The following is a 16757-nucleotide window of genomic DNA, read 5'->3' as shown; positions in this document are numbered from 1 at the left end:
TCCATAGAAAAAACCACGCATGTCTTATTTGCTCAAAGCCTCTTGCTAGTACTAGACAGCCACTTGACCAATAGCTTCTTAACTTGTCCTTCATTGGAAAATCACCAGATCTCGTAACTTGTCTAGCAACTTGGGCCCAATCCCCTTGACTTTGCCTAAGTCTTCAAGCGAATGAAAGGAACCATTTGCTGTCCGATAGTCTATAATAGCTTGGGCCTTTTTAGCTCCAATCCCAGGCAAGGTCTCGAGTTGACTTAAATCGGCTTGATTGATATTGACCTTACCACTGCTAGCACTAGGGCTAGAAACTATGGCAGCCTGACTACCCGTCCCGTTAGCTTGCGGTCCTTGGCTCTCTGCTTGCCATTCCTCTATGGTGGGGACATAGAGACTCTGCTGATCTACTAGGAGTTGAGCTTGGTTAAGGGCCCGCTCAGCCGCCTCTTCGGTCAAACCGCCCGCCATTTCCAGCAGGTCAAAGACCCGACTGCCCTGATCAAGGGCATAGACACCAGGACGCTTGACTGCCCCCTTGAGGTCTACATAAATCTTGTCGGTCTTGGCGGATGCCTGAGAAGAAATGGACTCAGCAAGCGTACTGGAACTAATAGAAGACCCTTCTTGCATAATGGGCCGTCTTGGGCGCAAGTTAAGCCATATTAAGCCAATTACAATGCCTATAAGTGCTATGCTAAATAAGCCGACTAACCACCATTTTGCCTTAGTTGCACCTGTTTTGAGTCGATATTGGGGTTCCATATAATGCCTCCTCTACAAGTCTTCATATATATATACCCCTTTGCTTTGATTTAATCCGAAAATCCTCTATTAAATTTGCATGACAAGACAAAAAACGCCCTACCTAATGGTAGAGCGTTGCTGATTACAAGTGAGGTGAGCTTAGATGATCGCTGCTGCACCGCGGTAGATTAAACCACGACGCGCATCTACAGTGATTAATTCACCATCTGCCACGTTAGAAAGCACATCTTTAGCTGCTACAATGACAGGAATCCCTTTTTCAAGACCCATGATGGCTGCATGAGAAGTGATCCCGCCTTCTTCAGTAACAAGAGCACCGATTTTATCGAATGCTGGCAAGAAGTCCTTGTCAGTTGCGCGAGTTACTAAGATAGTCCCAGCAGTTGCTTTAGCATTGGCAGTGGCCGCATCAGTTGCTAAAACAGCCTTACCGATAAAATTTCCGTTACCGACGCCTTCACCTTTCGCTAGTTGAGTCCCAATGGCTTGAATTTTCATCAAGTTAGTGGTCCCTGCTTCACCAACTGGTACACCAGCAGTGATTAAGATTAAGTCGCCTTCTTTAGCGAAGCCTTTTTCTTGAACCAAAGCAGTTGCGCTATCCATCATTTCGTCTGTTGAAGTTGGACGGTCGATAACGTAAGGGATAACACCCCATGCTACAGCTAATGAACGTTGAGTTTCTTCATCGAAAGTAGCTGCCACGATGTGAGCGTTTGGACGGTATTTAGAAATCATCAAAGCAGTGTGACCTGAGCTTGTAGGTGCTACGATGGTTTCGATACCTAAGTTCTTAGCAGTGTGACCAACTGCTTGACCGATTGCTTCAGTCATGTCAGAACGGTCGAAGCGTTTGATGCTGAATGCGTCGTGTTCGTGCAATTCTTTTTCAGTACGGACACAGATAGCAGCCATAGTCTTAACTGCTTCTTCTGGGAAGTCCCCTGCTGCAGTTTCACCAGAAAGCATTACTGCGTCAGTCCCGTCGAAGATAGCGTTGGCAACGTCCCCTGCTTCCGCACGAGTTGGACGTGGGTTGCGTTGCATAGAGTCTAACATTTGAGTTGCTGTTACAACTGGTTTACCAGCTTGGTTACATTTCTTGATGATGTATTTTTGAACGATTGGCACTTCGTGAGTTGGGATTTCTACCCCTAAGTCACCACGCGCTACCATGATACCGTCAGATACAGACAAGATTTCGTCGATGTTGTCGACCCCTTCTTGGTTCTCAATCTTAGAGATGATCTTAACGTTTGGACGACCTTCTTGTTCTAAGATTTCACGGATTTCCATAACGTCGCTAGCACGACGAACGAAAGATGCAGCGATGAAGTCGATTCCTTCGCGAACACCGAAGCGGATGTCAGCAGCGTCTTTTTCAGTGATCCCTGGCAAGTTGATGGAAACGTTAGGAACGTTAACACCCTTCTTAGATTTGATTACGCCAGAGTTTTGAATTTCAGTTACTAATTCTTGGTTAGCGTGGTCGATTTCAGTTACCAATAAGTCAACTAAACCGTCATCCAAGAGAATGTGGCTACCTACTTCAACGTCGTTGATTAAGTTAGCGTAAGTTACAGAGAATTTGTCCTTAGTCCCTAAGACTTCAGTCATAGAAATACGGACAGTTGCGCCCTTCACTAAGTCGATGGCATTGTCTTGCATGTCGTTAGTACGGATTTCTGGACCTTTGGTATCCAAGAGAATGGCACAAAGTTTGCCAGTAGCTTGACGGGCAGCCTTCAAGTTGTTGAAGCGTTCTAAGTGCTCTTCGTGAGAACCGTGAGAGAAGTTGAAACGTGCAACGTTCATCCCTGCTTCAATCAACTTTGCCATTTGTTCTGCTGTGTTAGAAGCAGGACCCATGGTACAAATAATCTTAGTTTTTTTCATTTTAAAAGAACTCCTTCTCTTATTTATTTAGCGCTAAGGCCTTGGTTTAATTCATAAAGATCGCGACGGACTTGGTGTTTTTCCTTGGTCAAGGTTTCCACAATGTCAAAAGTTGCCAATTGCTCGTTCTTGAGACCTAAGAAGATACCAGCTTGACCTTCTAATAAGAGGTCAACCGCCTTGGCACCCATTAAGCTTGCGAAGACACGGTCACGCACTGTTGGGTTACCCCCACGTTGAATGTGTGACAAGGTCACATCACGCACGTCGTCACCAGAGACAGCTTCGTATTCCTTACGGAATTGAGCTGCTGTCATGACGCCTTCGGCCAAGACGATTAAGGAATGATCCTTACCGGCACGGCGGTTAGCAGCAATGGTTTCTGCGATTGCTTTCAAATCATAGGCTTCTTCTGGAATCACAATGGCATCTGCACCAGCAGCCACCCCAATCCAGCTAGCCATATCCCCTGCATGACGGCCCATTACTTCGACAATAAAGGTCCGGTTGTGGGAGGAAGCAGTGTCTGTAATCTTATCAATAGCATCTAGGGCCACATTAACCGCGGTATCAAAACCAATGGTGTATTCTGTCCCTGCGATATCGTTATCGATGGTCCCAGGAATCCCGATAGCTGGGAAACCTTTCTGGGTTAATTTCAAGGCCCCAGTAAAGGAACCGTCCCCACCCACAACGACTAAGGCATCAATGCCATGTGCCTTCATCTGTTCAATTGCCTTCTCTTGGATTTCAGGCTCCTTAAATTCTGGGAATCGAGCAGAATATAAGAAGGTGCCACCCCGTCTTAAGGCATGAGAGCAAGTCGCTACGTCTAAAGGTCTGAAGTCACCTTCATATAAGCCTTTAAAACCATAGTAAGCACCCACGACTTCAATGCCGTGATGCAAGCTACGCTCTACGACAGCCCGCACTGCTGCATTCATACCAGGAGCGTCGCCACCACTGGTTAAGACTGCAATACGCTTCATGTTTCTCACCTCTAAGTTGAATTGTAATCAATCGACTTGGACTGATATCCAAGGCTTATTTTACCACTTTTATTGGCTAAAGTCATACATTTTTTCGAAAATAATAGATGTAATCGATTACTTGTAGATAATTTTGAAAGGAGTCAGTAGTTTTGCTAATTCTGCTTGCGCTTTCTGGCCATAGGAGACCCGATAGGCATCATCCAATTGGAAGGTCTGACGATTGCCATCGACTAAAATCATGGCTACCGGTCCAGAATATTGATCGGCAAATTTTCTTAAGCCTGGCAGAAAAGGTTTGAGGTCCTGGAAGGCCTTGACCTGGACAAAGCAACGTTGGAAAGGATGCTCATTCGGGCTATTTGGTGCCTTGGCTTCCTGTTCATTGACTGGAGACAGGCGCTTAATAATCAGCTGATGGCGCCCTTGGCGGTCTAATTCGACCGTCCCTTCTACTAGCAAGACCTGTCCCTCCTTAAGCAGCGAGACATAGTGTCGATAGCTTTGCGGGAAGACTACCCCGCTAATGCTAGCTACTTCGTCTTCTAGTTCGAGGAAGGCCATTAATTCCTGCTTCTTAGTGTTAATGACCCGGATGCCTTTGACTAAGACTAGGGTTTGGACCTTGAGGTTTGGTTGGGCCGCTAAGATATCTCTTACTGACAGTAAGTTGGGATGGGACTTGGCAAAGGCTTGATAAGTTGCCACTGGATGCCCCTCTAAGGAGAAGCCCAGTATTTCCACTTCCTTATCCCGCTTTTGGCTAGGGTTCCAGTCCTCCACCCATTCAATTCGTGGCTCTAGCTCTGGAAAGAGCGACAAATTACCGCCACTGAAGGTGACACTTTGCATGAGCTTGTCTAGGTTCTTAAGCAAGGTTGGCCGGTTCATGCCAGTATAGTCAAAGGCCCCTACACTAATCAGACTTTCTAGCCACTCGTGCTTGAGCCATTTCTTAGGTAGCCGCTGCATAAAATGCAAGAGGCCGGTGTAAGGTCCTAAGAGCTGACGATCCTCTACTATGTGACTGACAAAGTCATGGCGTAAGGTCCGGATGGCTGAGAGACCTACTTGGAGTTGCTGTCCACTGACACTAAAGCCTATCTGACTCTCATTGAGATTGAGGCCAAGGAGTGGACCTGTATGCCGTTTGGCCTCCAGAATATAGTCGGCCATGGTCGTCTGGTTGGAACTGCCCATATTCAAGAGGGCTTGGTAGAAAGCTAGAGGGTAATGGACCTTGAGATAGGCCAGTTGGAAGGCTAAGGTCGAATAGACCACCGCGTGCGAGCGGTTGAAGCCATAGCTGGCAAACTCATAGATATAGTCGTAGGTAGCTGACGCAATCTCAGGTTCTATCCCCTGCTCTCTAGCCCCCCTAATGAAATGCTCGCGTTCTCGCGCCATGACATCGGCTTGCTTTTTACCCATGGCCCGTCTTAGCAAGTCGGCCTGTCCTAAGCTGAAACCGGCCATACGTTGACAGACCTGCATGACTTGTTCCTGATAGACGATGATGCCATAGGTTGGCGCTAAGATTTCTTCCAGGATAGGATGGATAGCCTGATAGCTTTCCTTGCCATGACGACGCGCTACATAGTGGTCAATCTGCTTCATTGGTCCCGGACGGAAGAGCGCGTTGACGGCTACTATATCTTCAAAGCGCTCTGGTTGCAACTTGCGTAGGACTTGCTTAATGCCGTCTGATTCAAACTGGAAGACCCCATTAGTATCCGCCGCCCGGAAGAGGGCCAGCGTTTGAGCATCTTCCATGGAAATTGCTTCAATATCAAAATCAGCTTGGCTCTTTTGAACCTGCTTAATGATGGTATCTAGCAGGTTGAGGTTTCTCAGGCCTAGGAAGTCCATCTTAAGCAGGCCAACCTTCTCCACATCGTACATGGTAAATTGAGTCATAAGAGGTTGGTTAGGTCGTTCTACGACTGGAATAACCTGATCCAAGGCTTGGTCATGAATGACCACCGCCGCGGCATGGGTTGAAATGTGACGCGGCAAGCCCTCGATGGTTTGCGCCACTTGGAAGAGCTGCTGGTTGGTCTCTGATTGACTGACTAACTGGCGTAAGGCAGCCGACTTCTGATAGGCCTGAGGCAAGCTAATGTCCAACTCTTTTGGTATGGCGCGCGCCCAGACTCGTAAGGTCTCACTATCCGCCCCTAGAACTCGTAAGGTATCCCGCATGGCGGCTCGAGCCCCGAAGGTTCCCAAGGTGGCAATTTGAGCGACCTGCTCTTGGCCATAGCGCTCGACCACATAATGCAAAACTTGTTGGCGTTTATTATCGGGAATATCCATATCAATATCGGGCATATTATAGCGCTCTGGATTTAAGAAACGCTCAAAGAGTAAGTTGTATTGGATGGGATCGACGCGCGTAATCCCTAATAGGTAGGAAACTAAGGAGCCAGCCGCCGAACCCCGACCTGGCCCTACTCGGATGGCGTGACTTTGGCAGTAAACAATAATATCCCAGACAATGAGGAAATAGTCGCTAAAGCCCATACTATCGATAACTTCTAGCTCATAGTCAAGCCGCTGCTGGTAGACCGCCAAATCAGCAGGCCTCAAGTCTTCTAATGCCGACTGAGTTAAGTCTCGCAAGAATTGACTAGCTGGCAAGTGGTCTGGCGTCGGAAATTTTGGCAGAAAGGCCTGATTTTGTGGCAAGGATACCTGCATACGGTCTGCTAGTTGGCGACTATTAGTCAAACAGTCAGCTAAGCCCAAACGGACGTACTGGGCCTCCAAATCCGCCCAATTATAGACATAGTGGACCCCTTGCATGGCCCGTAATTCCACGTCTAAGGTCTCATTAGCCCCAATAGCTTCTAAAACCTTAAGACTGAAGGCATCGCCTTGATTTAAGGTCGAGACCCCCTGCCCCACTACTAGCGGAACTTGATAAGCCTTAGCAAAGGCCTTAAGGGCCTCACCTTCAACTGGATTATAAGGGAAAGCCGCTACCCCCAGATAGACATTGCCTGGCCCAAAGACTTGCTCCAAGCGTTCTAAGACTAAGCTAGCTTCTTGGTCACCACTATGAATCAAGGTTTGTTCCACTTCGCTGGCATGGCCACAAGAGATATAGAATAAATTGTGGCAGGACTGGGTCAGATAATCCCAAATAGCACCTGGCGACAGGGGCTGATGGCTCAGGCGTCGAATAAGGCCAATTAATTCATAATAACCTGCTTGATTGAGGGCATAAACTAGGAAGGGATAAACTTGTGTTTGCTTAAGAGCCCCAGGCAGCTTAATGGTCGCCCCAATCATGGCCTTGAGACCAGCAGCCTGACAACGATTATAGAAGTCTAGCGCCCCTTGCAGGCTGTGAACATCTGCTAAACCCAGGATTTGATAGCCCCGTTCCTTAGCTGCTTCCACATAGGACGGAATCGTCAAGGTGCTGGCGAGTAATGAATTGGCAGAATGAACATTAAATAGCATGGGATTTCCTCCTCTCAAGCCCTTTTTGCGGTCCGAACAGGCATTCGACCACGCTCTCCTTTATTGTGCCATGAAATGCCTTAAAGTACAAGGTAGAGCTTAGCTTTAAGCAAATTTGGTTAAGAACTAGCAACAAAAACTTTTTCATTGTATTATTTGGCAAATATGCTACACTTATACTGTAAAGGAAAGAAGGGAAAGTATGAAATATATCGTCACATTTTTCTGGAGCTTCATCCTGGGACAAATCGTCTACTACCTAGGTAGCTCACTCACACGCGCCCAATACGATTTAGTGGGCGGGACTATTTTGGCTTTTGTCATTACCATTGTTGTCGCCGTTGTGGCGCGAATCATGGAGAGCGTTCAAGGTGACAGCTCCCAAGCTCAAGCAAGCAAAGAGGCGCATTCCTAATAGCCTAGATAAATAGCCCTAGCAGTCTGGATTCTTCATCCAAACTGCTAGGGCTATTTTTACTAGCTTGGGCCTACCAGCTTCCTAATTGATAGACCTGATAGAGTACTAAAACGGCCAAGAGACTAAAGAGTGAGCCAATGAGATAGTATTCAGCGAAGGCGCTGTTCTTGGAAATTTTATCGTAGCGGGCGATGGATTTGGCCGTGAAAACCAAGCCCAAGGCGGCATAATTCTGGCTAACTAAGAGCAAGCCCGTTATCAGACGCTCTAGTATCCCAATTGTGGCCCCTGCCCCTTCAATGGTCGCGTCATCAATCTCAATTTCAGGTTGAAAACGTCGGAAGAGGAAATGGAATAGTTGGTTAACAGGAGCTCCTAACCACAAGGCATAGAGGGCTGTCCACAGCCAATCAGCTTTGTATGGCCAAACCCAACCTACTTTTGCCGCATAAAGACTAGCACCAAGTAAAAGTAGGGCCATTATGAGAGACACTTGTTTAGACTTAAGTAATTTGCCTAGGACAGCATTCACTACTCCTAGGCCAATCAGCAGGCCCCCTGCGACAAGATTAGGTCCCAAGAGCAAGGCGCCCCAGACCATGTAGAGCATCCAAGGCTCTAACCAGGCCAATCGCCCTTTTAAGAAGGCCTGGCCATAAGGTCGGTAATAGCTTTCGATTAAGATCCAGCCTAGCGCATAGTAGAGGCCCATTGAATAGGTTGATATCATGCGCTCTCCCCTCCTTGAGCTGCCTGTCTGGCCAGATTCTCAATCGCCTGATTGAGGTCATTTTTGACATCCAAGTAGAGTTTGATGCCACTCGATTTCATGCGTTTGGCGAAGGCGCTAGAGGATAGACCAAGGGCTGATGCCACTCGCTTCTGATCAAAGCGCGACTGATAATAACCCAAGTCTAAGATGGTCCGGAAGGTTTCCATTTGCGATTGGATCCAAGAAGAACGAACAAACTCACTCAAGGCCAGGCTATGATTCAAAGTCGCATCCTGATCCTCTTGCCCCGTCACCAGATAGACATGGACTGTCTCGTAGTGATGCTGTTGATGCACTTGTTGGATGGCCTCCCGCGCCCGCCAATATGCCGGCCCATCGGCCCCCAGACTAAGGGCTGGGTTAATGCTGGTAAGAATCTCACCTAGTCCAAGGCCAAAACGCAGATTTAAGTCAGGCAGGGCCAAACGCAATTCATCAATCATTTGAAAGATGGGTGCCCCTACTTTGACTAGGCCTTGAAATTCATCGCCAAGGGTTAGGCTAAAACGTGAGGCCAAGTGGGTCTGATAGCGGTCATTCAAGTTATCGAGGACCTGGCTTAAGGCTCCTTGCTGCTGGGCACGATTGGCTAGTTGGCGTGACTCAATGATGTCACCAATTAAAGCATAGTATTGATTCATAGTGACCTCCTCTCTTAAGTCTATTATAATAGACCAAATCGATAAAGTCCATTATAATAGACCAAATCAATAAAGTCCATTATAATAGACCAAAAACCAAGGGCTTACTTAACCCTTGGTTTTTGACATTAGTCTTAATCTTCTAAAGTTGAACCACGGGCAATGAATCTGTGTGGCAAGATAATTTGGTGCTCTTCCACTTCTTCATTGTTCATGATTTTGGTCAAGAGACGCATTGCCACCGCCCCGATATCATAGAGCGGAATTTGGATACTGGACAACTTAGGACGGACCACTTGGGTCAACATTGAGTTGTTACCCGTAATGATTTCGAAGTCTTGTGGGACTTTGACACCACGATCGGTCAAAGCATTGAGGACTGCTACTGCAATTTCATCGTCAGCAATAACGGCCGCATTAGCCTTAGCTGCAATCAATTGCGCTGCAATCTTATCGCCATCAGCGTATGTGAATTGCTTTTGAATGACTAGGTCTTGTTTGAACTTAACGCCTGCTTCCTTAAGGGCTTCTGAGTAGCCTTGGAGACGGAAGTCACGGTTGATATCATATTCACCAGGACCCGTTACTAAGCCAACTTTACGGCCATGAGCCAAGAGTAAAGCAGTCGCTTCCTTAGTGGCTTGACGGTAGTCAATGTTGACGTTGGAAAGCTCTGTGTTAGACAGAATGGTCCCAGCAAAGACAACAGGTGTGCGCGTACGGTTGACTTCATGTTGGATGCTTTCTTGGATATCGTTCCCCATGAAGATAATCCCGTCCACTTGTTTGGCTAACAAGGTGTTGAATACTTGCACTTCTTTTTCTGGGTTTTCATCAGAGTTTGCCAGAATAATGTTGTACTTATACATAGACGCAATATCATCAATCCCGCGAGCTAGAGACGAGAAGAAAACATTGGTCACGTTAGGAATGATGACCCCAACAGTAGTAGTCTTCTTACTTGCCAAGCCACGCGCTACGGCGTTAGGACGATAGTCCAAGCGCTCAATGACCTCTGATACTTTTTTTCGAGTTGACGGTTTAACGTTAGGGTTGCCGTTTACCACACGAGATACTGTCGCCATGGAGACGCCAGCTTCTCGTGCAACGTCGTAGATGGTAATAGTCTGTTTTTCCATACTTGATGCCTCACTTCCTAGGTAAACACTTTTATACTCTTATAAAGTACCATAAACAAAAAGGTTTAGCAAGCGTTTTACTTACATTTTATCACCCATTCTATGCCCTTACCTTGAAAAAGTTTGAGAAAAATGAAAAGTTTTCAAAGACAAATGTAAGCGGAATTTGCATAAAAGAGAGTCGAAAAACCAAAAATCCTAATTTAGCGCTCTTCTAACTTGAAAGAAAGTAAAATTCACAAATAAATTCCTATATCTAATTTGAACTACTTTCATATAAAGAGATTATAAAAAGCCTTAGTCTGAAGAGAAAATAAAAAAATCCCAGCTCAAGACTGGGACAAAGAAAGACAAAAATATAAAAAAACAGCCGAGAGGGAGCTCGGCTGCAACGGATTCGGCATATCCGTATCAAGAGGGGACTTCTATCATAGGCATTAGGGGATACCTATCATAGAAGGGATTGCTTAGTCATTAACCTGACTAAGAAGGTTTAAATTGAGTGCTTATGCCCATATGACGTCTGATTGGAAGTCTTCCGGGGTTATAAGTAGCATGAAATCGGCATACACATACTACGATAAGACCCAAAGACTTTCGTCATGATAAGTTCATTAAGGGGATCATACGGACATATAGTCAATTTGTTAGAAGGCTGCTACTACCCTCCTTTAAATCCTCGTTGTCGAAAACTTAAAGCAAGGAACTAACATCTTATGAGACTATTATAACGCATTTCTCTCTTTAATGCGTCTCACATTTTCGTCGGCGCATTACAATTAGTTGAACGAAATAAATTTTCAACCCAAGATCCACAAAAGATTGAAAATAAGCTCAAGATAAACCTTTCAATTAGATTATACCTGATAAGGGAATAGAATGCAATAGGCAAAATGATTGAAATAGAATTTCATTCCTAGGCTAAGATATTTGAATAGACAAGTGTTGATAGCAGCCTTTCACAAGTAAATAAAAAGTTCGAAATCCTCTTGCATAGGATGCTTAATCAGCTTTCAAACTTTTAAAATTAAGCAAAAATCCCCTCTTATCACAATAATGATTCACACATATGTTAGTCAATCGTCAAATCACATACAAAAAAGAGACTAACAATTGTTAGTCTCTTAAATCATTAGCTAAGCTTTTCGAGCTTGGCGCCGCTCTGCCCTTTTCTGCTTACGGGCTTCCTTCTGGCGGTGCTCCTTGATTTGGTAATTGAGCTTACGTTTATAGCCAGGCTTAACCTTCTTCTTCTTGTTACGGTTAATCATGGCCCTTACGGTTGGATCTTCCTTATCCTGCTTGGTGTCCGTCCGTTCCAAACGACGATGGCGTGACTGAACAGGACGGATTTCGCCCTTGACTAAGTCAACCTGTTGGAAGTCAATGCCCTTGGCTTCTAATTCCACAATCGCCCGATCGTCATCCGGCGTCATGAAGGTATAGGCGGTGCCGGCCAGCTGATTACGCCCTGTCCGCCCTACCCGGTGCACGAAGAATTCCAGCTCCTTAGGTAATTCCGTGTTAATGACCATGGAAATACCTGGAATGTCGATCCCACGAGCAGCCAAGTCAGAAGCGACGACATATTGATATTCTAAGTCTTTGATTTGACGCATGACCCGTTTACGTTCACGTGGCGTTAAATCCCCGTGAATGGAGGCCACCTTTAGGCCACGTTCCTTGAGGCATTGGGTCAATTCTGCAGCATACTTCTTAGTATTACAGAAGACCAAGGCCAGGAAAGGATGGCCCATGGTTAAGAGATCATAGACCAAGGCCGAGCGGTCCCGCCCTTTGGTATTAATCAGGTAGTTATCTATCTTGCTAGCTAAGACCTCCTGAGGCTCAATCTGGATGAACTCAGGGTTGGTCACATACTTGTTGAGGAAGACCTCAAGCTGTTGAGGAATGGTTGCAGAGAAGACCATGAGCTGCAAATCTTCTGGCATGCGAGAAGCAATATCATCGACCACTTGAAGAAAACCTAAATCCATGGTCATATCGGCTTCATCGACTACCATGATTTTGGCGGTTTGAACATGGAGGGCATGGCTAGCCATCAAGTCATAGATACGACCTGGCGTCCCAATCACGACTTGGGGTTGACCCGCCTGCAACTTATCCACTTGACGTTGCTTATCTGTCCCGCCCATATAATGCACAACCCGCAAAGGCTCTGGACTTGTGCTAGCCAGTTGCTTGGCCGCTTGGTAGAGCTGGGTAGCCAATTCCCGGCTAGGGGCTGTAATCACCACTTGGACTTGGTCCAAGCTAGGGTCTAGTTGCTGGAAAATAGGAATCAAAAAACTATGAGACTTACCTGAGCCCGTTTGGGATTGGACAATCAGGTTGCGCCCTTTGAGGGCATAGGGAATGACCGCCTCTTGCACAGGCGTTAGGCGGGAAAATCCCAGTTGCCCGAGAGCTTCCTTAATAAAAGGGGCTAGCTCGAGACTTTCAATGGTTGGCCTAGTCATAGGTCACCTCTTTCTTGCATTTGCTTATTTTGCTACCCGTTGGGCATAAGACTCCAAGGCAGCGCGGTAAATAATAGGGTTGGCGACGGTCTCTAAAGGATAATAGAGACGGTCTTGGAAGGCTAATTCTTGGTCCGTCAGGCCTTGTCCAATTGCCAAGGCCAGGGTGTCAGCATAGGTCAAAATATTAGATTCTGAACGCATTTTGGCCCCCAGAATGCGTCCTGTCTCCGCCTCCGTAATGAGCTTGAGATAAACAGGGGTTGAATCCGTTAAGGAGTAGTCAGCTGTAACTGTGATAGTCTGAACGGGCTGAGCACTGGTTCCATTGGCTTCATGTTCCGTCTTAGCCACACTGACCACATATTGGCTGAAGATACGTGAACCAATGACCCGCAGGGAGGTAGCTTGCTTGACGCGATTTTCCTTGAGGTTAAAGGCTGCAATCTGGCCGGAACGAATAGCATTGTTAACCAAAGCAATAAAGTCACGACCTTGGTCAGCATAAGGTACTTGAACTAGGTCCCCTACCGCAAAAACATCGGTCACGCTAGTTTCTAAGTAAGGACTGGTCCAGATGGTCTTGTCTGGATTAAGCTCAACTTGATCCGACACCAGGCTGCTATTAGGGAAGAGATTGACCCCCATGAGGATGGCGTCCGCATAGATTTCATCACCATCTTCTAGGATAACCCGTAGCGGGTCAGTTTCAACAGAAGCTACCTTGCTTCCGACACGCAGGTCGACCCCCACGATTTCAATAGCGGCTTCGATTTCTTCAACAAAATCAGGATCAAAATAACGTTCAGCCAGGCTATCATTGGCTTCAATCAAAGTCACTTGCTTATTGGCGTTAACTAGGGCTTCACAGGCTTCAATCCCGATTTGGCCCCCACCAACAACCACCACATGTCCGGCATCTTCTAAGACTTCTAAGGCATGGTGGGCAGATCCAATGTCCTTGGTCGAGATGATAGCGGGGTGGTCTAGATGGGCAACTAGGTGACCGGTTTGCTTAGACCCCATTGCCAGTACTAGCTGATCATAAGGATAGTCTGTAATGACTTGGGTCTTAAGATTCTTAGCACGTAACCACTTGGCTTTCATGTCTACTTCCACCACTTGATGGCCTAGATAGAGTTGGACACCAGCTGCCCGCACTTCTTTCTCCGAGATAAAGCTAGCCGCTTCTAATTGGTCTACTTCATGATTGAGGACTAGGTTCATCCCACTTGGAATGAAGCCCACTGTTTCTTGGCTATCGAAGACTTGCACTTCCATGTCAGGGTAGAGTTGCTTGGCTTGGAGCGCACAGCTTAAACCCGCAAAGGAACCCCCTATGATAATAGTTTTTGACATGACATATCCTCCCTTAAACTTATGACTTACACACTCTTAAGTATACGCCCTTTGGCGCCCTTTTCAACCGCAAATTAGTCAGCTTGGACAAAAACCTGACGCGGTTTGGACCCGTCTTGTGGCCCAATATAGCCTTGCGCTTCTAAATCATCAATCAAACGGGCAGCACGGTTATAACCAATCCGGAATTTACGTTGTAATTGCGAGATAGAGATGGTCTCAAGACCACGAATCAGCTCAACTGCTTCACCAAAGTATTCATCATCAGATGCGCTAGCTGCTCCACCAGTCTCATCATCGGATACCATCATGGTTTCATCATACTCTGCTTCCTGTTGATTCTTAACAAATTCCGTAATCTTCTCAACTTCTGAGTCAGAGATATAGGCCCCTTGGACCCGGACAGGCTTGTTCTTACCCATAGGCTGGAAGAGCATATCCCCACGACCTAGTAATTTCTCCGCCCCGTTACTATCCAAGATAGTCCGGGAATCGATACTAGAGGAGACAGCAAAGGCCAGACGGGACGGCACATTAGCCTTGATAATCCCGGTAATAACATCGACCGATGGCCGTTGAGTGGCAATAATCATGTGGATCCCGGCCGCCCGCGCCATTTGGGCCAGACGAATAATGGCTGATTCCACTTCATTGCTAGCCACCATCATGAGGTCTGCCAACTCGTCAATGAAGACCACAATCTTAGGCATGGCTTCGTAGCCAGTCCCCTGCTCCTTGTTATAGTTGTCTACTTGCTCATTATAACCATCAATGTTACGTACACCCGTCGCGGCAAAGAGTTCATAGCGTCGTTCCATTTCCTGGACAACCTTATTGAGGGCTTGGGCAGCCTTACGTGGATTGGTCACAACTGGCGCCAACAAATGAGGCACGCCATCATACATGGTTAATTCAACCTTCTTAGGGTCAATCATGAGGAATTTAACTTCATCTGGCTTAGCCTTCATCAGCAAGGAGGTGATGATGACGTTCATCCCAACCGACTTCCCGGAACCCGTCGCCCCGGCAATCAGCAAGTGAGGCATTTTGCTCAAGTCAGCCAAGCAGACCACACCCGAAATGTCGCGTCCAAGTGGCACTTCCAAAATGTGCTTGCTTTCCAGCGCTGCATCAATGATTTCCCAGAAGGAAACTGGACTAACCTGGGTGTTGGGTACTTCAATCCCAATTAAGGACTTGCCCGGAATTGGGGCTTCCATGCGGACATCGCGCGCCGCTAGCGCCAAGGCAATATCATCCGATAAGGAAACAATCTTGCTGACCTTGACCCCGATAGCTGGCTGAATTTCATACTTGGTAACAGACGGGCCTAAGTTGGCCTTAACTACCTTGGCCTGAACGCCAAAACTTTCAAAGGTCCGCTCTAACTTGGCAATGTTCTCGTTAATACGGGCGTATTCTTCCGACTGGTCAACAGGCGGAATTTTCTTAAGTAGGTTCTTACCAGGCAGTTGATAAGGTTTATGAGCCCGTGGTTTCTTAATGGCCACTGGCGTCTGAGGCCCTTCTTGTTCCGCCATTTGATCTAATTGGCTGTCCAAGTCATCCCGCGTTAAGTCAGCTCGTTCATGAGCTTGAGCCTGCCAATGGCCGGCAGCGGCATCTGCTACTGGCGCTAGTAGCTTGCTAGGTTCAAGTTCTGGTTCGACAGACGCTAAGTCTGATACCGGAGCTGGCTCTATATCGAATACATTGTCTTCTGACTCCCAGTCCGCCTCCGCTTGATGCGCGTTGGCTATAACGATTGGCACCGTGTCTTCTTGGGCGCCTTGGCCTTCTAGATAATCTAAATCTAAGACAGGAGCCTGAGCTCTGCTAGTCTCCTCACCTTCCCAGTTAACTACTGGTCGACGTCTGAGACGATTAGGTAGATTGTGCTCCGCATCATCTAGTTCCGGCTCCTGATCTTCCTCCTCGACAAAGCCAAAGAAACGCTCAGATAGTGATAATTTACGACTCGAAGATCTGCTTGGAGCTTGTGGAGCGGCTTCCACCTCATCTTCTGAATAGAAGACTTGATTAGCTGGCTCTTGCTCTGTCGCTTGGCTTGGCGGAAAGAGGCGCCGGCTAAGGCCTTGAATCCCTGTCGACATACGGGCAAACAAGCCTTGCCAAGCCTGCCATGGCAGATTGAGTAAGAGGGAGAATCCTGCTAGGAAGAGGATGACAACCAGCAGATAGGTGCCCCATTTGCCGAAGAGGTAACCAAAGGTCGCATAGGTCATGGCCCCTAGCATGCCGCCCCCCATTGGAACGCGGACTTGGCCCATCAAGATCTCATTGCGGAAAATCTGATAGGTCATAGAAAAAATAGACTGTGGCAGTGGTTCCTGACCAATAAATTGGTTGACATGCAGTAGGCTGGTTAGAGCCGTCAAGGTCATGACACCACCTAGGAAATGCTGGAGCCGGACCACAAAGAGTTGGCCCTTGACAATCATATAGAGGCCTAAGGCCAAGATAGGCGCTAGCAACAAGGCATAGGTCTCCCCAACTAGAAGTCGAAAGCCATTAACAATCAGAGCGCCTAGCGCCCCCCATTGAAAGAGGCCTAGTAGAGCTACAAAACTTATCATAATACCCAGAATCAAATAGGTGGTATGTTCAGAGAGATTTAGGGCATGGTGCTGACGACTTGCTTGGGTCTTCTTGCCAGGTCTTGAGCCTGTTTTTTTCTTGGTTGTCGTCTTTTTCTTCGGCGCCATAGGGTCCCCTCCTTCATCAATTAGTAAAAATGTTCATCACTCACTATTATAGCATAAAATCCCTTAAATAGCATGATTGAGCCCGACTTATCTAAGCAAAAAAAGAG

The 16757-nt window shown here is 46.9% G+C and carries 11 protein-coding genes; 1 reads left to right on the top strand and 10 read right to left on the bottom strand.

The genetic code is table 11. The annotated features are described in order from the left end of the window. Positions 1–90 precede the first annotated feature (90 nt). The 4 genes from GCWU000182_RS06370 to GCWU000182_RS06355 form a co-directional block, all read right to left on the bottom strand. Positions 91–759 (bottom strand): ComEA family DNA-binding protein, encoded by a 669-nt coding sequence (locus GCWU000182_RS06370; protein WP_023391988.1) that lies wholly within the window; start codon positions 757–759, stop codon positions 91–93. Positions 760–900: 141 nt separating this feature from the next. After that, positions 901–2658: a pyruvate kinase gene (pyk, locus tag GCWU000182_RS06365; protein ID WP_023391987.1), complete on the bottom strand. Its 1758-nt coding sequence runs from the start codon at positions 2656–2658 to the stop codon at positions 901–903. A gap of 23 nt (positions 2659–2681) precedes the next feature. Beyond that, positions 2682–3647, bottom strand: a complete 966-nt coding sequence (gene pfkA / locus GCWU000182_RS06360; RefSeq protein ID WP_023391986.1) for a 6-phosphofructokinase — start codon at positions 3645–3647, stop codon at positions 2682–2684. Between the two features lie 117 nt (positions 3648–3764). Further along, the gene (locus tag GCWU000182_RS06355) at positions 3765–7115 is read right to left on the bottom strand and encodes a DNA polymerase III subunit alpha (protein WP_023391985.1); all 3351 of its coding nucleotides are present in this window, start codon (positions 7113–7115) and stop codon (positions 3765–3767) included. Positions 7116–7317: 202 nt separating this feature from the next. Between GCWU000182_RS06355 and GCWU000182_RS06350 the strand changes: the two genes are divergently transcribed. Next, the gene (locus GCWU000182_RS06350; protein WP_023391983.1) at positions 7318–7530 is read left to right on the top strand and encodes a YjzD family protein; all 213 of its coding nucleotides are present in this window, start codon (positions 7318–7320) and stop codon (positions 7528–7530) included. A 73-nt stretch (positions 7531–7603) separates the two neighbouring features. Here the strand turns inward: GCWU000182_RS06350 and GCWU000182_RS10205 are convergent, their stop codons facing one another. From GCWU000182_RS10205 to GCWU000182_RS10390, 6 genes are all read right to left on the bottom strand, one after another. After that, positions 7604–8263, bottom strand: coding sequence for a hypothetical protein (locus GCWU000182_RS10205; protein WP_023391982.1), 660 nt, complete (start codon positions 8261–8263; stop codon positions 7604–7606). Continuing rightward, on the bottom strand, positions 8260–8946 hold the full coding sequence (locus GCWU000182_RS06340; protein WP_023391981.1) for a SatD family protein: 687 nt from the start codon (positions 8944–8946) through the stop codon (positions 8260–8262). Before GCWU000182_RS06340 ends, GCWU000182_RS10205 begins: the two co-directional genes overlap by 4 nt. Positions 8947–9080: 134 nt before the next feature. Continuing rightward, on the bottom strand, positions 9081–10085 hold the full coding sequence (ccpA, locus tag GCWU000182_RS06335) for a catabolite control protein A (protein WP_023391980.1): 1005 nt from the start codon (positions 10083–10085) through the stop codon (positions 9081–9083). 1136 nt (positions 10086–11221) lie between these two features. Beyond that, positions 11222–12565: a DEAD/DEAH box helicase gene (locus GCWU000182_RS06330; protein ID WP_023391978.1), complete on the bottom strand. Its 1344-nt coding sequence runs from the start codon at positions 12563–12565 to the stop codon at positions 11222–11224. 24 nt (positions 12566–12589) lie between these two features. Next, positions 12590–13924 (bottom strand): FAD-dependent oxidoreductase, encoded by a 1335-nt coding sequence (locus GCWU000182_RS06325; RefSeq protein WP_023391977.1) that lies wholly within the window; start codon positions 13922–13924, stop codon positions 12590–12592. A gap of 74 nt (positions 13925–13998) precedes the next feature. Then, entirely contained in the window at positions 13999–16650 is a 2652-nt protein-coding gene (locus GCWU000182_RS10390) for an FtsK/SpoIIIE family DNA translocase (RefSeq protein ID WP_023391976.1), read from the bottom strand. Between the last annotated feature and the right edge of the window lie 107 nt (positions 16651–16757).

This window comes from Abiotrophia defectiva ATCC 49176 (assembly GCF_000160075.2).
GTDB classification, from domain to species: domain Bacteria; phylum Bacillota; class Bacilli; order Lactobacillales; family Aerococcaceae; genus Abiotrophia; species Abiotrophia defectiva.
This window is presented reverse-complemented; position numbering and strand designations above follow the sequence as displayed.